General features: G+C 70.8%; 16 protein-coding genes. 6 read left to right on the top strand and 10 right to left on the bottom strand.

Features of this window, described 5'->3' with window-relative positions; translation table 11 throughout:
* Nucleotides 1-4 precede the first annotated feature (4 nt).
* The 6 genes from proC to ACOACQ_RS19760 all read right to left on the bottom strand — a co-directional run bounded on the left by proC (nucleotide 5) and on the right by ACOACQ_RS19760 (nucleotide 5,036).
* Complete coding sequence (gene proC / locus ACOACQ_RS19785; RefSeq protein ID WP_420289131.1) at nucleotides 5-811, bottom strand: pyrroline-5-carboxylate reductase; 807 nt, start codon at nucleotides 809-811, stop codon at nucleotides 5-7.
* A gap of 7 nt (nucleotides 812-818) precedes the next feature.
* Nucleotides 819-1,751, bottom strand: coding sequence for a proline dehydrogenase family protein (locus tag ACOACQ_RS19780; RefSeq protein WP_420289130.1), 933 nt, complete (start codon nucleotides 1,749-1,751; stop codon nucleotides 819-821).
* Between the two features lie 85 nt (nucleotides 1,752-1,836).
* On the bottom strand, nucleotides 1,837-2,571 hold the full coding sequence (locus ACOACQ_RS19775) for an ABC transporter permease (protein ID WP_420289129.1): 735 nt from the start codon (nucleotides 2,569-2,571) through the stop codon (nucleotides 1,837-1,839).
* Nucleotides 2,568-3,284 (bottom strand): ABC transporter ATP-binding protein, encoded by a 717-nt coding sequence (locus ACOACQ_RS19770; RefSeq protein WP_420289128.1) that lies wholly within the window; start codon nucleotides 3,282-3,284, stop codon nucleotides 2,568-2,570. Before ACOACQ_RS19770 ends, ACOACQ_RS19775 begins: the two co-directional genes overlap by 4 nt.
* Nucleotides 3,274-4,101, bottom strand: a complete 828-nt coding sequence (locus tag ACOACQ_RS19765) for a sugar phosphate isomerase/epimerase family protein (RefSeq protein WP_420289127.1) — start codon at nucleotides 4,099-4,101, stop codon at nucleotides 3,274-3,276. The genes ACOACQ_RS19770 and ACOACQ_RS19765 overlap by 11 nt, the downstream gene beginning before the upstream one ends.
* Nucleotides 4,098-5,036 (bottom strand): Ppx/GppA family phosphatase, encoded by a 939-nt coding sequence (locus ACOACQ_RS19760; protein WP_420289126.1) that lies wholly within the window; start codon nucleotides 5,034-5,036, stop codon nucleotides 4,098-4,100. The genes ACOACQ_RS19765 and ACOACQ_RS19760 overlap by 4 nt, the downstream gene beginning before the upstream one ends.
* A gap of 58 nt (nucleotides 5,037-5,094) precedes the next feature.
* Here ACOACQ_RS19760 and ACOACQ_RS19755 point away from each other — a divergent pair, with 58 nt between their 5' ends.
* From ACOACQ_RS19755 to ACOACQ_RS19745, 3 genes are all read left to right on the top strand, one after another.
* Nucleotides 5,095-5,856 carry a hypothetical protein gene (locus ACOACQ_RS19755; RefSeq protein ID WP_378600435.1) on the top strand — a complete coding sequence of 254 codons (762 nt, stop codon included), beginning with the start codon at nucleotides 5,095-5,097 and terminating at the stop codon, nucleotides 5,854-5,856.
* A gap of 180 nt (nucleotides 5,857-6,036) precedes the next feature.
* Nucleotides 6,037-6,675, top strand: coding sequence for a VOC family protein (locus ACOACQ_RS19750; RefSeq protein WP_378600432.1), 639 nt, complete (start codon nucleotides 6,037-6,039; stop codon nucleotides 6,673-6,675).
* Between the two features lie 16 nt (nucleotides 6,676-6,691).
* Nucleotides 6,692-7,396 carry a class I SAM-dependent methyltransferase gene (locus ACOACQ_RS19745; protein WP_420289125.1) on the top strand — a complete coding sequence of 235 codons (705 nt, stop codon included), beginning with the start codon at nucleotides 6,692-6,694 and terminating at the stop codon, nucleotides 7,394-7,396.
* Between the two features lie 42 nt (nucleotides 7,397-7,438).
* Here ACOACQ_RS19745 and ACOACQ_RS19740 read toward each other — a convergent pair whose 3' ends face one another.
* Together ACOACQ_RS19740 and ACOACQ_RS19735 are read right to left on the bottom strand one after the other, a co-directional pair.
* Nucleotides 7,439-8,980 carry a S8 family serine peptidase gene (locus ACOACQ_RS19740; RefSeq protein WP_420289124.1) on the bottom strand — a complete coding sequence of 514 codons (1,542 nt, stop codon included), beginning with the start codon at nucleotides 8,978-8,980 and terminating at the stop codon, nucleotides 7,439-7,441.
* Nucleotides 8,981-9,075: 95 nt separating this feature from the next.
* Nucleotides 9,076-10,110, bottom strand: a complete 1,035-nt coding sequence (locus tag ACOACQ_RS19735) for a LacI family DNA-binding transcriptional regulator (RefSeq protein WP_420289123.1) — start codon at nucleotides 10,108-10,110, stop codon at nucleotides 9,076-9,078.
* A 72-nt stretch (nucleotides 10,111-10,182) separates the two neighbouring features.
* Between ACOACQ_RS19735 and radA the strand changes: the two genes are divergently transcribed.
* Nucleotides 10,183-11,619 (top strand): DNA repair protein RadA, encoded by a 1,437-nt coding sequence (gene radA / locus ACOACQ_RS19730; protein WP_378600422.1) that lies wholly within the window; start codon nucleotides 10,183-10,185, stop codon nucleotides 11,617-11,619.
* A 166-nt stretch (nucleotides 11,620-11,785) separates the two neighbouring features.
* Complete coding sequence (gene disA, locus ACOACQ_RS19725; RefSeq protein WP_378600452.1) at nucleotides 11,786-12,856, top strand: DNA integrity scanning diadenylate cyclase DisA; 1,071 nt, start codon at nucleotides 11,786-11,788, stop codon at nucleotides 12,854-12,856.
* Nucleotides 12,857-12,858: 2 nt separating this feature from the next.
* Here disA and ACOACQ_RS19720 read toward each other — a convergent pair whose 3' ends face one another.
* Nucleotides 12,859-13,596 carry a hypothetical protein gene (locus ACOACQ_RS19720; protein ID WP_378600419.1) on the bottom strand — a complete coding sequence of 246 codons (738 nt, stop codon included), beginning with the start codon at nucleotides 13,594-13,596 and terminating at the stop codon, nucleotides 12,859-12,861.
* Between the two features lie 77 nt (nucleotides 13,597-13,673).
* Between ACOACQ_RS19720 and ACOACQ_RS19715 the strand changes: the two genes are divergently transcribed.
* Nucleotides 13,674-14,564, top strand: coding sequence for an A/G-specific adenine glycosylase (locus tag ACOACQ_RS19715; RefSeq protein WP_378600417.1), 891 nt, complete (start codon nucleotides 13,674-13,676; stop codon nucleotides 14,562-14,564).
* Nucleotides 14,565-14,640: 76 nt separating this feature from the next.
* Here ACOACQ_RS19715 and ACOACQ_RS19710 read toward each other — a convergent pair whose 3' ends face one another.
* Entirely contained in the window at nucleotides 14,641-15,147 is a 507-nt protein-coding gene (locus tag ACOACQ_RS19710) for a nitroreductase family deazaflavin-dependent oxidoreductase (protein WP_420289122.1), read from the bottom strand.
* Nucleotides 15,148-15,191 lie beyond the last annotated feature (44 nt).

Genomic DNA, 15,191 nt, shown 5'->3' with positions numbered 1-15,191 from the left:
CGTCCTACGAACCGAGCTCCTGCGACCGGTCCCGGGCAGCTTCCAGGGCGGCGAGGAAGGCCGCACGGACGCCGTGCACCTCGAGCTCGCGCAGTGCCGCGGCCGTCGTACCGCCGGGCGAGGTGACCTGTTCGCGCAGGACGGCGGGGTGTTCGCCCGTCTCGCGCAACATCAGGGCCGACCCGACCAGGGTCTGCACGGCCAGTTCGTGGGCGACGGTGCGGGGCAGGCCGAGGTGGACGCCCGCCTCGATCATGGCCTCGACGACGAAGAAGACGTATGCCGGACCGGAGCCGCTGATCGCGGTGACCGCGTCCTGCTGCTTCTCGGGCACGCGCACGACCTTCCCGACCGAGCTCATCAACCCCTCGGCCTCGGCGAGGTGCCCCTCGTCGCAGTGGGTACCGGGCGAGATCGCAGCCATGCCCTGATCGATCAGGGCAGGCGTGTTCGGCATGACCCGGACGACAGCGACGCCCTCGGGGACCTTCGACTCGATGAAGCCGGTGGTGATGCCCGCCGCGAGCGAGACGAGCAGCTGGCCGGGGCGCAGGGCCGGGCCGATCTCGGCGAGCACGTCGGACATGTCCTGTGGCTTGACGACCAGCAGCACGGTGTCGGCCTCTGCGGCAGCGGAGGCGTCGGCGACCACGGAGACGCCGTACTTCTCACTGAGCTCGGCGGCGCGCTCGACGCGCTTCTCGACGACGACGAGCCGGTCGACGGCGCGGCCGGACCGGATCAGGCCTGACAACAGGGTCTCCCCCATCACACCGGCACCGATCACGGCAGTCCGTCGGGACTCAGTCATGCGTCACTCACTTCCTGGAGATCAAGGACGTGAGAAACAGTGACAGGTTCTGCGGACGCTCCGCCAGTCGCCGCATCAGGTAGCCGTACCACTGCTCGCCGTAGGGCAGGTAGACCCGCACCTTCTCGCCGCTGTCGGCCAGCCGTCGCTGCTCGGCCGGGCGGATGCCGTAGAGCATCTGGAACTCGTAGGTGCCGGGCGCCTTGCCGTAGCGGCTCGCGAGCGACGCGGCGATCTCGATCAGCCGCGGATCATGGGTGGCGATCATCGGATAGGCGTCGCCGGAGAAGAGCGCCTTGAGGCAGCGGACGTAGGACCGGTCGATGTCGCCGGGGTCCGTGAACGCGACGTCGGCCGGTTCGTCGTACGCGCCCTTGCAGAGGCGGACGCGGCTCCCGGCGTACGCCAGGGTCCGGCAGTCGGCCTCGGTCCGGTGGAGGTACGCCTGCACGACCGCGCCGACCGTCGGGAACTCCTCCCGCAAGGCCAGCACGATGCCGAGCGTGGCGTCGGTGACGGTGTGGTCCTCCATGTCGATGGTGACCGTGGTGCCCGCGCCGCTGGCCGCGCGACAGATCTTGCGGGCGTTCGCGAGCGCGATCCGCTCACCGTCATCGAGGAGCAGGCCGACGGCGGTGAGCTTCAGGGACACCTCGGCGCGGCTGCCAAGACGCTGGTCGGCGATCTTGTCGAGCAGGATCCGGTAGGCCTGGACGGTGGCCGTTGCCTGTGCCTCGTCGAAGACGTCCTCGCCAAGGCGGTCGATCGTCGTGTGGATGCCGTGCGCGGCAAGCCTCTCGACGGCGGTCAGGGCGTCGCGGACCGTCTCGCCGGGCACGTAGCTGCGCACGATTCCCGAAGTGATCGGCAGCGTCGTCACGACCTTCTTGACGGTGCCGCTACGCGCCAGCACGAGGAGTGAATCCCGAACCGGTCGCATGGTTCCAACCTACGCAAAGTGCCCAAGGAATGGGGGTTTCGTGGCCGAGCGAGGGATGAGACCAACCCCACGCCGCCCGCCTTCATCAGTCCGTACGACGCCGGAGGGTCGCCGCTCCGAGGGCCAGTGCCGCGACCGCGAACCCGGCCACGATCGCCACGTCGCGCCACACCTCGCCCGAGCGCGTGCTCGTCGCCAGCTGCTCCATGGCGTCGACCGCATAGGACAACGGCAACAGGTCGGCCACGACCTCGAGTGCCCGCGGGAGCCGGTCGCGCGGCACGAGGAGGCCACACAGCAGGATCTGCGGCACCACGATCGCCGGCAGGAACTGGACGGCCTGGAACTCGGTGCGCGCGAACGCGGACACGAACAGGCCGAGCGCCGTGCCGAGGACCGCGTCGGCCACGCCGACGACGACGAGCAGTCCGGCGGCCCCTCGGATGTCGAGGTCGAGCAGGCCGATCGCAACGCCTGCGGCGAAGGAGGCCTGGACAGCTGCGACGGCACCGAACGCGAGGGCGTAGCCCAGCAGGAAGTCCAGGCGACCCATGGGCATGGTGAACAGCCGCTCGAGGGTCCCGCTCGACCGCTCGCGCAGCGTCGTCACGCTGGTCACGAGGAACATCACGAAGAACGGGAAGATCGCGAGCAGCGCCGGGCCGATCCGGTCGAAGACCAGTGGCGTGTCCTGGAAGACCCACCACAGCAAGGCCTGCAGCAGGCAGGGCAGGACGAGCAGCATCGCGAGGGTGCGGTGGTCGCGGCGCAGCTGGGTCAGCACGCGGGTGGCGATGGCGAGCGTGACGCGCGGGTTCATGCGGCGTCCCCTTCGACGAGGGCGAGGAACGCGCTCTCGATGTCGGTGGCTCCCGCGCGCTCCTTGATGGCGGCAGGCGTGCCCTGGGCGAGGATCCGCCCCTCGCGCATCAGCAGCAGGTGGTCACAGCGCTCGGCCTCGTCCATGACGTGGCTCGACACCAGCACCGCCGTGCCGGCGTCCGCGATCCGGTGGAACAGCGCCCACAGGTCGCGCCTCAGCACGGGGTCGAGCCCGACCGTGGGCTCGTCGAGGACCAGCAGGTCCGGCTTCCCGAGGAGCGCCACGGCCAGTCCGACGCGCGATCGCTGCCCGCCACTGAGCCGGGACACCACGCTGTCGCGGTGGCTGCCGAGGTCGACCGCGGCCACGGCCTCGTCCACGGTGCCGGCCGACCTGCCGAGCACCCGCGCGAAGAAGCGGAGGTTCTCGGTGACCGTCAGGTCGTCGTACACGCTGGAGGACTGGGTCTGGTAGCCGACGCGGTCGCGCACGGCGGGGCTTCCGGCCTCCACCCCGAGAACGGTGACGGTGCCGGCGGCGATCCGCTGCACGCCGACGATGCTGCGCAACAGGGTCGACTTCCCGCACCCGGAAGGGCCCAGGAGGCCGGTGACGCCGGGGCCGATCACGAGGTCCAGGCCCTCGAGGACGACGTTGCCGCCGCGGACCACCCGCAGCGCCTCGATCGTCACCACCGCATCACTCGCCATGCGTCGAATGATCCTCCACCGGTACGACGGTCAGGTGCTGCTTGGCGAACTCCAGCGACTCGCGCAGGTCCGCCTCGCGCTCCTCGCGGGTCGTGCAGCGCCGGGTGTTGATCTCGAGCACCACCTCGCCCGCGAAGCCGGTGGCGGCCAGGTGCTCGAGGAAGGCCGCCGCACCGATGTCGCCACGACCCGGCACCAGGTGTTCGTCCTTGGCGGAGTCGGTGCCGTCGGTCAGGTGGATGTGGCGCAACCGGGAACCGAGCCGCTCGGCCATCGCGATCGGGTCGGACCGCGCGATCGACGCGTGGGAGAGGTCGATGGTGGTGTTGGCGTAGGGCTCCGCGGACGGGTCCCAGCCCGGCAGGTACATCTCCATCTGCCGGCGAGAGGCCCGCCACGGATACATGTTCTCCACGGCGAACGCGATGCCCGACGACTCCTCGAGCGCAGCGATGCCGTTGACGAAGTCGCGGGCGTACTCCTTCTGCCACCGGAACGGCGGGTGGACGACGACGACCTCGGCACCGACCTCGTGCGCCATCGCCGCGGAGCGCTCGAGCTTGCCCCACGGCTCGACTCCCCAGACCGCCTGCGTGAACAGCAGGCACGGCGCATGGATCGCACTGACCGGCATCTCGTGGTGCTCGGAGAGGTGCTTGACCGCACTGACCTGCTGCGACAGCGCGTCGATGCCGACCATCACCTCGACCGCCTCGTAGCCGACGCTGGCCGCATACGCGAAGCCGTGCGCGGTCGACTCGGGATAGACCGAACTGGTGGACAGTCCGATCCGAGGGCGGTTCGCGGGGACCGTCACGGTCCGTCGGCCACGCCGAGCTTGTCGATGCGCTCCAGGATCACGCCTTCGCGCAACGCCCACGGGCAGATCTCGAGCTCGGCGAGATCGAAGATGTCCATGCACGCCTCGGCGACCAGGGCGCCCGGAACGATCTGGTGGGTGCGGCTCGGCGACACACCGGGCAGCTCGGCCAGCTCCTCGGGCGTCATCGCGACCAGCTTGGGGATCCACTGCCGCAGCTCGGCGAGGGGCAGGCTGCGCGGCACCAGCGGACCGTCGCCGGACGGCGCCGAGCCACAGATGCGCGCGAGCGATCGGAAGGTCTTCGACGTCGCGGCCGCCCGGTGCGTGGTGCCGGCGCGCAACAGGTGGCCGGCATCGCGGGCGATCTCGGAACGGATCCGTCGGCGGATCTGGCGCAGGTGCTCCTCGGACGGGGCCTCCGCGAAGTCCGCACGGGCCAGGCGCGCAGCGCCCAGCGGCAGCGACCACGCCACGGTCGGGCGTTCGTCGGAGCCCGCCGCGATCTCGAGGGAACCCCCGCCGATGTCGAAGACGGCGAGTCGACCGGCCGACCAGCCGAACCATCGTCGTACGGCCAGGAAGGTGAGGCGGGCCTCGTCCTCCCCCGGGAGCACGGCGATCCGCACGCCGGTCTGCTGCTCGACGTGCGCGAGGACCGCCTCGGAGTTGCCGGCGTCGCGCACCGCGGAGGTCGCGAAGGACAGCATCTCCTCGCACCCCTTCTCCTCGGCCACACGGACGGCCTGCGCCGTGAACGCAGCCAGGGCGTCGATGCCGGTCTGCGACACGTCACCGGCCGCGTCGAGGTGTTCGGCGAGACGGAGCGGCTCCTTGTAGGAGTACGCCGGGAGCGGGGCGGCACCGTCGTGGGCGTCGACCACGAGGAGGTGACCGGTGTTGGAACCGATGTCGAGGACGCCCAGCCGCATGCGTCCAAGGTACTAGTCGTGGCGCCTCCAGCCACGAGAAGTCCTCTAGATTGGGCGGATGCCTGAGGTCCCGCTCGACTTTCCCCGCGCGTGGGTGGAATTCACCAACCCCGCCGACGAGACCGAGGTCCTGCGTTGTGACCTGACCTGGCTGACGTCGTCCTTCACCTGCATCTTCGGCAACGGCTGTGCCGGCATCTACGCCGACTCCCCCGACGTCGGCTGCTGCACCCTCGGCGCGCACTTCGCCGACAAGGAGGACGAGGAGCGGGTCGCCGGCTTCGTCGAGCAGCTCACTCCCGAGCAGTGGCAGCACCACCCGGGACGTCCCGTGAAGCGCAAGGACTGGGTGGAGAAGGACGATGACGGCGAACGCAAGACACGCGCCCACAAGGTCGACGGCCAGAGCTCCTGCGTGTTCGCGAATCGCGACAATTTCCACGCAGGAGCGGGATGCGCGCTCCACGGGCTCGCCCTCGACCAGGGCCGCAACCCGCTCGAGACCAAGCCGGACGTGTGCTGGCAGTTGCCGATCCGGCGCACCTTCCGCGAGGTCGAGCGGATGGACGGGTCGTCGTACACGGAGGTCTGCATCACCGAGTACGACCGCCGCGGCTGGGGCGCCGGCGGCCACGACCTCGACTGGTACTGCTCCGGCAACACCGAGGCCCATGTCGCCATGGAGCCGGTCTACGTCTCCAACGAGGCCGAGCTGGTCGCCCTGATCGGCCGCAAGGGGTACGACGAACTGGTCCGCCACTGCGAGGCGCACCTGCGTTCGCGGTCGGCCCTGGCCCTGCATCCGGCCGACCCGCGCTGAGGCTGGTTCATCAAGGGATGTTGGTGAACCTGCACTTCCCCCGGTGAGCAGAGGCAGGGAAGTGAGGACTCATCTGCATCCCTTGATGAACCCGCACCGGGAGTGGCGACCACCTCTCGACATCAAGAAACCGGTACCCCGCCGGTTTCGTTCTCTCAGCCCATGTTCAGAATGTCTGACATGCGCCTCGACCATCTCTCCTACGCGGCAGGACCCGACGGACTCGAGAGCACCGCTGCGCGCCTCGGCGCAGCACTCGGTCGCGAGTTCGTCGACGGGGGTGTCCACCCCCGCTTCGGCACGGTCAACATGATCCTTCCGCTGGCCGACGGCATCTACCTCGAGATCGTCCAGGCACTCGACCACCCGGCATCCGACAAGGCGCCGTTCGGCCAGGCCGTCAAGGCCCGCTCCGCCCTCGGTGGCGGGTGGCTCGGCTGGGCCGTCGCCGTCCCGGACATCTCGGTCGTCGAGCAGCGCCTCGGCCGCGCGGCCGCACCCGGCTCACGGCACCGCCCCGACGGCACCTCGCTGAAGTGGCAGCAGATCGGCATCAACGGCCTGATCGCCGACCCGCAGCTCCCCTTCTTCATCAACTGGGACGTCCCGGCCGAGCTGCACCCGTCCGCCGGCGCCGACGGCACCGTGTCCCTCGCGGGCATCGAGATCGCCGGTGACCCGCAGCGGGTCAGCGAGTGGCTCGGCGAGACCGTCGAAGCCCCGCTCGAGGACGTCAAGGTCGAGTGGGTCGCTCCGCACGGCACCCCCGGCATCCTTGCCGCGCAGGTCCTCACGCCGAACGGCATCGTCCGTATCTGAGCTTGATCGGCCGAGCGTGTCTCCGGTGCAGGGCGCGATCCCGAGCCCGAACATCTGGCACCACACCGCCACCTACGAGCTCGAGAACGAGGCCGCCGACCCCGACGGTCGACTCTGGTCGGCCATGGAGTCGCGGGTCGACTGGTCCGGGCAGGTCGTGCTCGACCTGGGCTGCGGCTCGGGCTTCCACCTGCCGCGCTTCGCCACGACCGCGGCGAAGGTCATCGGCGTCGAGCCACACCCCGGGCTGATCCGGCTGGCCGAGCGCCGACTCCGCGCGCGCGGCACCACCAACGCCGAGGTGCTGGCCGGCACGGCGCAGGCGATCCCGTTGCCCGACTCGTCCGTGGACGTCGTCCAGGCGCGGTGGGCGTACTTCTTCGGACGCGGTTGCGAACCCGGCCTGGTCGAGCTCGACCGGGTGCTGCGGCCCGGTGGCACCGCGCTGGTCATCGACAACGACGGCTCGCGCTCCACGTTCGGCGGGTGGTTCCGGCGCGGCTATCCGCACCTGGACTCCCCCGAGGACACCGAACGGTTCTGGGCCATCCGTGGCTGGACGATCGATCGCGTCGACATGGGCTGGCGGTTCGGGAACCGAGCCGACCTCGAGGCCGTGGTGCGCATCGAGTTCAAGCCGGAGATCGCCGAGGAGATCCTGCGCCACCACGACGGCGTCGAGGTGGACTACGCCGTCAACCTCTGGTCACGCAGGTATTGACCAGAGGTTGACGACGCTGCCCAGCAGGCGGTCAGCAGACCGTCAGCTGACCGCGTCGAGGGCGTCGACGACGCCCTCGCCGTAGTAGCTGTTCTCCTGGTCGGTGCCCACGCACGGCGCCCCGGCGGTCGCGACCACGCACGCGTGGTCGTCGGCCTGGGACCGCAGCTTCTCGACCATCTGCGCGGGCGTCCAGTCCGGGTGCACCGACTTCATCAGTGCGAGGACCCCGGCGACGTGCGGCGACGCCATCGACGTACCCGACTTCAGGCCGTAGCCGTTGTTGGTGACGATGGTCGACAGGATGCGCGACCCGGGCGCGGCGACGTCGATGACGCCGAGACCGCGGTTGCTGAATCCGGACAGCCGGTTCTCGAGGCCCGTGGTCGGGAAGCGCTCCAGCGACGAGACGGTGACGACGCCGTCCAGCTCGGTCGGGATGTCGTCGCACTCGCTGTTGATCGTCCGCACGATCGGCGTGCTGTCGTCCGGGCTGGTGTCGTCGGTCGTCTTGTTCGACAGGTCGTACGACGCGTTGCCGGCCGCAGCGGCGTGCACGACGCCCTGCTCGGTGGACCAGGTCACCGCACGTCGTACGGCTTCCTTGGCGGCGTACTGGTCGGCCTGGTCCTCGCAGTAGAACATGAACGGGTCGACGTAGTAGCTGTTGTTGGTGACGTCCATGCCGTGCTGGCCGGCCCAGACGAAGCCACAGACCGCGAACTCCGGGTAGATGAAGCCCTCGTCACTGACGACCTTCACCGACGCCATCTTCACGCCCGGGGCGACGCCGACGATGCCGGTGCCGTTGCGAGCGGCGCCGATGGTGCCGGCCACGTGGGTGCCGTGGTCGCTCGTCGTGGGGTACCAGCCGGTGGCCGAGGTGTCCGGCCGGCCGGCGTCGGTGCAGTTCACCGAGTCGGCGACGTCGATGTTGGCCGCGAGGTCGGGGTGGTCGGGGTCGATGCCGCTGTCGAGGACGCCGACGACGACATCGCTCGAACCATCGGTGATCTCGTGCGCCTGGTCGGCCTTGATCATGGCGAGGTCCCACTGCTCGGACTCACGCGGATCGGGCGCGACGGCCACTGTCTCCTCGGCGCCGGTCGTGTCGGTGCTGCGGTCAGCGGTGGCACTCCTGGCGATCTGGCCGTTGCCGGGACCCCACGGGGCCGGGACGCCGTCGGGCGTGCCCTCGAGCACCGGCACGGTGCGGGTGGCACCGACGGACTCGAGCGCGCGGCCCGCGAGGGCGCGGACCTGGTCGCGGAAGTCGGCCTGGTCGCTGTGCGCGACGATGACGCCGATCTGCGGCCAGGTCTGGACGACCACGCCGTCCGCGGCGCGCACCGCCCGCTCGACCAGGCGAACCTGGCCGGGGTTCACGATCTTCGTGTTCAGCAGGTACGCCGACACCACGCCGTCGGGCGTGGAGATCGGGACCGGGGTGGACGGCGGCCCGTCGAGGGCGCCGGTCGGTGCCGCGCTGGCACCGGATCCGGTCACGGCAAGACTGGCCAGGGTGAGGCCGGTTGCGACCGTGAGGGCGGCGACGCGGAGTCGCCGATGGACACCAAAGGACATGAATGTTCCTTCCGAGAGAGATGCAGGATTGCTGCGACGTCATCCTCACACCCGGACAGTGTCCTTGTCGCCCCCTCCGGGGCAGGAGATTCTGCTCAGCCCGAGGTCGTACGCCGAACGGCGAGTGTCGGCGCGAGCAGGACTCCGCCGCCGTCGTACCCGGTGGGCCCGAGCAGTCCGGTGAGGGCGTCGACCAGCTCGACGGCAACCTGCTCGAGCGGCTGCCGGACCGACGTCAGGCCCAGCACCTGCGCCACCTGCGAGTCGTCGAACCCGACGACGGCGACGTCGCGACCTGCGGACATCCCGCGGTCGGTGAGCGCCTGGAGGACACCCACGGCGAGGGTGTCGGAGGCACAGACGAAGGCCGACGGCCCGACCGCGTCGAGGAGCTCCGATGCGGCCTGGCGGCCCGATTCGACGGTGTCCTCGACAGCGGCTTCGAGGCCGGACGTCGAGAGTCCGTGGGCCGCCATCGCGCGGTGCCAGCCCGACCGGCGGTCCTCGCCGAGGCGTGAGCCCGGCTGCCAGCCCACCCACGCGATCCGCTCGTGGCCGAGCTCGCGGACGTGGTCGGTCGCCGCCTGCACGCCCGCAGCACCGTCGACATCGACCCACGGGTGCGTGGCACCCGGGTCGTCCCACGGCCGGCCGAACGCGACGAACGGTGCCCGCCGCTGCGCCAGTCCGACCGTCTGCTGGTTGCCGAGATACGTGTCGGTGACGACGAAGGCGTCGACGGCCGTGGAGCGGAGCAGGTCGTCGTACCCGCTCATCGGCTCGGGCCGGGCACCCTCGGCGACGGGGCCGGTCGACAGGAGCAGGACGTGGTACCCGACCACCCGCGACGCCTCGACCAGGCTCCGCACGAACCGGTCCATCGCCATGTTCGCGGTGAACTCCTGCGGCGGCGTCAGGCGCAGGCCGATCAGGCGCGAGGAGCGGGTGCGGAGCTGTCGGGCGGCCTGGTTGGGGGTGTAGCCGAGGTCGTCGATGACCGCCCGCACGCGCTCGAGGGTGTCGGCGCGCAGCAGGTCGGGGCTGTTGATCGCGTTGGAGACCGTCTGGCGGGACACACCCGCGCGCTCGGCGACGTCGGCGAGGGTCGCCGGAGGCCGGGGGGTGTCCACCGGCCCATGATCCCACGCACCACCGGGCGTGGCTTCCGGGTCGTGTCGGAGGCATGTCCTAACGTCTGGGGCATGGCTGGTTCGAAAGTACGTTCGACTTACCGATGCGGCGAGTGCGGCTGGTCCACGGCCAAGTGGGTGGGCCGGTGCGGCGAGTGCCAGGCGTGGGGCTCGGTCGCCGAGGCGGCCACGTCCAGTGCCTCCACCAGTCGTACGACGGCCACCGCCGTGACCTCGGCAGCGGTGCCGATCGGGCAGATCTCCGCCGACACGGCGGTGCACCACCTCTCCGGCGTGCCCGAGCTCGACCGGGTGCTCGGTGGCGGACTCGTCCCCGGCGCCGCCGTGCTGCTGGCGGGCGAGCCCGGCGTCGGCAAGTCGACCCTGCTGCTCGAGGTCGCCGCCCGCACCGCCCAGCGCTCGCAGCGCACGCTCTACATCACGGGCGAGGAGTCACCTGCCCAGGTGCGGCTGCGCGCCGACCGCACGGGAGCGATCCACGACGAGCTCTACCTCGCCGCCGAGACCGACCTCGGAGCCGTCCTCACCCACATCGAGCAGGTCCGCCCGAAGATGGTGGTGGTCGACTCCGTGCAGACCATCAGCGCGTCGGAGGTCGACGGCGTCTCCGGAGGCGTCACCCAGGTCAAGGAGGTCGCCCAGGCACTGGTGCGGATGGCTAAGAGCCGCGACATCACGGTCGTGATGATCGGCCACGTCACCAAGGACGGCGGGATCGCCGGACCCCGCGTGCTGGAGCACCTCGTCGACGTCGTCCTGCACTTCGAGGGCGACCGCGACTCGCGCTTCCGGATGCTGCGCGCGGTCAAGAACCGCTTCGGCCCGGTCGACGAGGTCGGCTGCTTCGACCTCGGTCCCGACGGCATCCGCGCCGTCGACGACCCCACCGGGATCTTCACCGAGCGCCACCACGGCCGGGTCGCCGGCACCTGCGTCGCGGTCACGATGGAGGGCCGTCGCCCCCTGCTGGCGGAGGTCCAGTCGCTGGTGACGGTCTCCCCCGCCGAGCGCCCGCGGCGGACGACGTCCGGGCTCGACGGCTCGCGACTGGCCATGGTGCTCGCGGTGCTCCAGCAGCACTGCGGCATCAAGCTCCACCAGCACGACGTGTTCGCGTCCACCGTCGGCGGCGCGCGACTCACCGATCCCGGCAGCGACCTCGCCGTCGCCGTCGCGGTCGCGTCGGCGACCTTCGTCAGCGCGCCACCGGCCGGCGTCGTGGCGATGGGCGAGATCGGCCTGTCCGGCGAGCTCCGTCGTGTGCGCGACCTGCCACTGCGCCTCGCCGAAGCCGCGCGGCTCGGGTTCGAGATGGCCGTGGTGCCGGCCGATCCGGGCGCCGCGCAAGGAGTGCGGCGCGCCAGCACGGACCGCATGGTCGAAGGAATGCGGGTCGTGGAGGCTCCCGACGTCGCGACCGCCCTGCGTCTGCTGCACCTCGACCGTCGTACCAAGCACGCACTGGAGGTCCTCGAAGCGGCCGACTGACCGTGCTCCTGCAGCGGTTCCGAACGGAGCGGAACACACGCCAGAACCGATAACCCCGCGCCATGGTGCGCGGCGGTGGATAGGGTACGAGCGTTCCAGTTTCACCAGCAGGTTTCATCAACACCGTCCGTCAGGCAAGTCATCAAGCAAGGGAGGAGCCCTCGTGATCACGTCGGCCGATCCCCGACTCCGCGAGACGCTCGCCCTGATCGCGCCCGGCACTCCGCTGCGCGACGGGCTCGAGCGGATCCTGCGTGGCCGCACCGGCGCGCTGATCGTGCTCGGCCAGGACAAGCTCGTCGAGACGCTGTGCACCGGCGGCTTCGAGCTCGACGTCCCCTTCACCGCCACGGGCCTGCGTGAGCTGGCCAAGATGGACGGCGCGATCATCGTCGACAGCGACCTCACGCGGATCATCCGGGCCGCCGTCCACCTGATGCCCGACCACAGCATTCCGTCGGAGGAGACCGGCACCCGGCACCGCACCGCCGACCGCGTCGCCAAGCAGACCGGACACCCCGTCATCTCGGTGTCCCAGTCGATGCAGATCATCGCCGCGTACGTCGGCGACGTGCGCCACGTGCTCGAGGACTCCGGCCAGATCCTCTCCCGCGCCAACCAGGCACTCGCGACGCTGGAGCGCTACAAGCTGCGCCTCGACGAGGTGTCGAGCACCCTGTCCGCGCTGGAGATCGAGGACCTCGTCACCGTGCGCGACGTTGCCGTCGTCGCCCAGCGCCTGGAGATGGTCACCCGGATCGCGCGCGAGATCGAGGACTACGTCCTGGAGCTCGGCACCGACGGCCGCCTCCTCGCGCTCCAGCTCGAGGAGCTGATCACCGGCGTCGACACCGAGCGCGAGCTCGTGATCCGCGACTACGTCCCCTCGCGTCGCCGCAGCCGCGACCCGAACGAGCTGCTGTCGAAGCTCGAAGCCCTCTCGGCAACCGACCTGGTCGACCCGTCGGCCGTCTCCAAGGTGCTCGGCATCGGCACCGGCGAACACCTCGACGGCGCCGTCGCGCCCCGGGGCTACCGCCTGCTCACGAAGGTCCCCCGCCTCCCCACGAACGTCGTGGAGGGCCTGGTCGACCACTTCGGCACCCTGCAGAAGCTGCTCTCCGCCGGCATCGACGACCTCCAGGCCGTCGAGGGCGTCGGCGAGCTGCGCGCCCGCAGCGTGCGCGAGGGGCTCAGCCGCCTCGCCGAGTCGACGATCCTCGAGCGTTACGTCTGACTTCAGGTCGTCGGCTTGGTCGCCGTGTCCGTCGGCGTCACTTCGATCGTCCGCGTGGCCGGTCGCACGAGGCTGAACGCAGCCTCCGCCGGCTCCCCGCCGAGCGCAGCCGCTGCAATGGTGAAGTCACCGGGCAGCACCCACGCGGTGCGCGAGGTGCAGCCCTGGTTCGACTCGCGGGCATTCCAGGTCATCGTGACGACGGTGGCCACCGCTCGTCGTACGACGACGGACTGGGAAGGCACCGCCTTCCGGCACTGACGGGTCGACCAGATCTCTTCCTTGCCCTGGGCGATCCGCACCGTGAGGCTGTTGCTGGCGACCTGCCACGTGCACGCCTCGGACGTGATGGTCTGCAGCGACAGGCTGAGGGTGACGTTCGCTCCGGCGGCCTGACCCCCTGCGACGGACGGAGTGACCGCGACGTCCGCGGGCTTGCAGACGCCCTCCGGCGCAGCCAGGGTCGGGGTCGCCTTCGCACCCGGGGTCACCGGTGCGGTCGAGGTCGCGTCGCCGGCGGTCACCGTCTGCGTCGCCGACACCTGCGCGCCGGCCTGCTCGGCCGTGGGCGTCTCGTCCGAGGATCCGTCGCTGCCACCAGTCAGCCATTGCGCGATCACGAACACGAGCGAGAAGGCAACGGTGCCGACGAACAGGCGCCGCCGCCAGTAGACATCAGGCGGCAGCGGGCCGCGGGTGGTCCGGCCGCGGGCGCTGGAGGGACGGCGCTGCGACGACATGCCACCGACGGTAGTCAGCCACGCACCACGATCCCGGCTGACCCGCCGGACAGGGCCGAAGTCACAATGGGTCTGCCATGACGACGACCCCAGCGAACCCCGACGAACGCCTGGTCGACCCGATTCTCCGGTGGTACGACGAGCACGCTCGCGACCTTCCGTGGCGTCGGCCCGAGGCATCCGCGTGGTCGGTCCTGGTCAGCGAGTTCATGCTGCAGCAGACCCCCGTGGTCCGGGTGCTGCCCGTCCACGAGGCCTGGCTGGATCGCTGGCCCACCCCGGCGGCCCTCGCCGCCGACACCTCCGGCGAAGCGGTCCGTGCCTGGGGCCGTCTCGGCTATCCCCGACGGGCCCTGCGCCTGCACGCGGCGGCCGTCGCGATCACCGAGCAGCACGACGGCGTGGTGCCCGACTCCTACGACGAGCTGTTGGCCCTGCCCGGCATCGGCGACTACACGGCGGCCGCCATTGCAGCGTTCGCCTACGGGCAACGCCAGGTCGTGCTCGACACCAACGTGCGCCGGGTGCTGGCGCGCACGGTGACGGGTGTGGAGTTCCCCGCGCGCTCGGTCAACCGCGCAGAGCGCGACCTCGCCGCCGCCCTGCTGCCGCCCGATGCGCCGACCGCCGCGACGTGGTCGGTCGCCGTGATGGAGCTGGGGGCCCTGGTCTGCACCGCCGATCGGCCGCGCTGCGGTGACTGCCCGGTGCGGGACACCTGCGCCTGGCAACAGGCCGGCGCGCCGTCGTACGACGGACCACCGCGACCGGTGCAGGGCTACGCGGGCACCGACCGGCAGTGCCGCGGACGGCTGCTCGCGGTCCTGCGCGATGCCCCGGGCGCCGTACCGAAGCAACGCCTGGACGCAGCCTGGGACGAACCCGTGCAGCGCGAACGCGCCCTCGCCTCACTGCTGGCCGACGGCCTGCTCGTCCGCACCACTGACGGCCACTACGCCCTCCCCTGACCGCGATAGTCCCGGGTCAAAAGCACCGAGACACGCGGGTATCCGGTGCTTTTGGCCCGGGACTACCCCACGGGCATCAGGAGGGTGTCAGGCGGAAGACCCGGATCTCCCGATCGGTACGGGTCTTGTAGACGGCGTAGTTGCCGGCGAGGTCGACCATCTTCTGCCATCCGGCGTCCGCTTCGTCACCGGAGAGGAGTTCGGCGTGAACCGTGATCTCGGTGCCACCGCTGATGACGCGCGCCTGGGGCTGGGCCAGCAGGTTGCCGGTCCAGGCGGGGTGGTGCGCCTGACCGAAGTTGGAGCCCACCACGATCACCGACTCACCGGCATCGCGGGCATACAGCAGCGGGCTCAGCCGCTTCTGGCCCGACTTGCGGCCGACCGTCTCCAACAACAGCGTGGGCAACCCGATGGGCCCGAGCACCGTACGACGCCCCCGGGTACGCAGCAGGACCTTGCGGTCAAGGGGCATCAGCTTGCGGATCACCAACGAGCCCGGCTTGCTGGACGCGATCCGGACGGCCAGGCCCTGCACGAACGCGTTCTCCGTGCCCCAGCGGTAGTCAGGAATGCTCGCCATGACCCGATCAAAGCAGGTCCGACCCGGCCCGTCGATGACGGACC

Origin of the sequence: Nocardioides sp. CPCC 206347, from assembly GCF_048654605.1 — a bacterium.
Taxonomy (GTDB): Bacteria; Actinomycetota; Actinomycetes; order Propionibacteriales; family Nocardioidaceae; genus Nocardioides.
The sequence above is the reverse complement of the archived record's forward strand: the minus strand, read 5'-3'. Positions and strand labels throughout refer to the sequence as shown.

Bases quoted from the DNA above. Each gene is read 5' to 3' on its own strand.
- proC (WP_420289131.1), bottom strand. From the start codon at position 811: ATGACTGAGTCCCGACGGACTGCCGTGATCGGTGCCGGTGTGATGGGG.
- ACOACQ_RS19780 (WP_420289130.1), bottom strand. From the start codon at position 1,751: ATGCGACCGGTTCGGGATTCACTCCTCGTGCTGGCGCGTAGCGGCACC.
- ACOACQ_RS19775 (WP_420289129.1), bottom strand. From the start codon at position 2,571: ATGAACCCGCGCGTCACGCTCGCCATCGCCACCCGCGTGCTGACCCAG.
- ACOACQ_RS19770 (WP_420289128.1), bottom strand. From the start codon at position 3,284: ATGGCGAGTGATGCGGTGGTGACGATCGAGGCGCTGCGGGTGGTCCGC.
- ACOACQ_RS19760 (WP_420289126.1), bottom strand. From the start codon at position 5,036: ATGCGGCTGGGCGTCCTCGACATCGGTTCCAACACCGGTCACCTCCTC.
- ACOACQ_RS19755 (WP_378600435.1), top strand. From the start codon at position 5,095: ATGCCTGAGGTCCCGCTCGACTTTCCCCGCGCGTGGGTGGAATTCACC.
- ACOACQ_RS19750 (WP_378600432.1), top strand. From the start codon at position 6,037: ATGCGCCTCGACCATCTCTCCTACGCGGCAGGACCCGACGGACTCGAG.
- ACOACQ_RS19740 (WP_420289124.1), bottom strand. From the start codon at position 8,980: ATGTCCTTTGGTGTCCATCGGCGACTCCGCGTCGCCGCCCTCACGGTC.
- radA (WP_378600422.1), top strand. From the start codon at position 10,183: ATGGCTGGTTCGAAAGTACGTTCGACTTACCGATGCGGCGAGTGCGGC.
- ACOACQ_RS19720 (WP_378600419.1), bottom strand. From the start codon at position 13,596: ATGTCGTCGCAGCGCCGTCCCTCCAGCGCCCGCGGCCGGACCACCCGC.
- ACOACQ_RS19715 (WP_378600417.1), top strand. From the start codon at position 13,674: ATGACGACGACCCCAGCGAACCCCGACGAACGCCTGGTCGACCCGATT.
- ACOACQ_RS19710 (WP_420289122.1), bottom strand. From the start codon at position 15,147: ATGGCGAGCATTCCTGACTACCGCTGGGGCACGGAGAACGCGTTCGTG.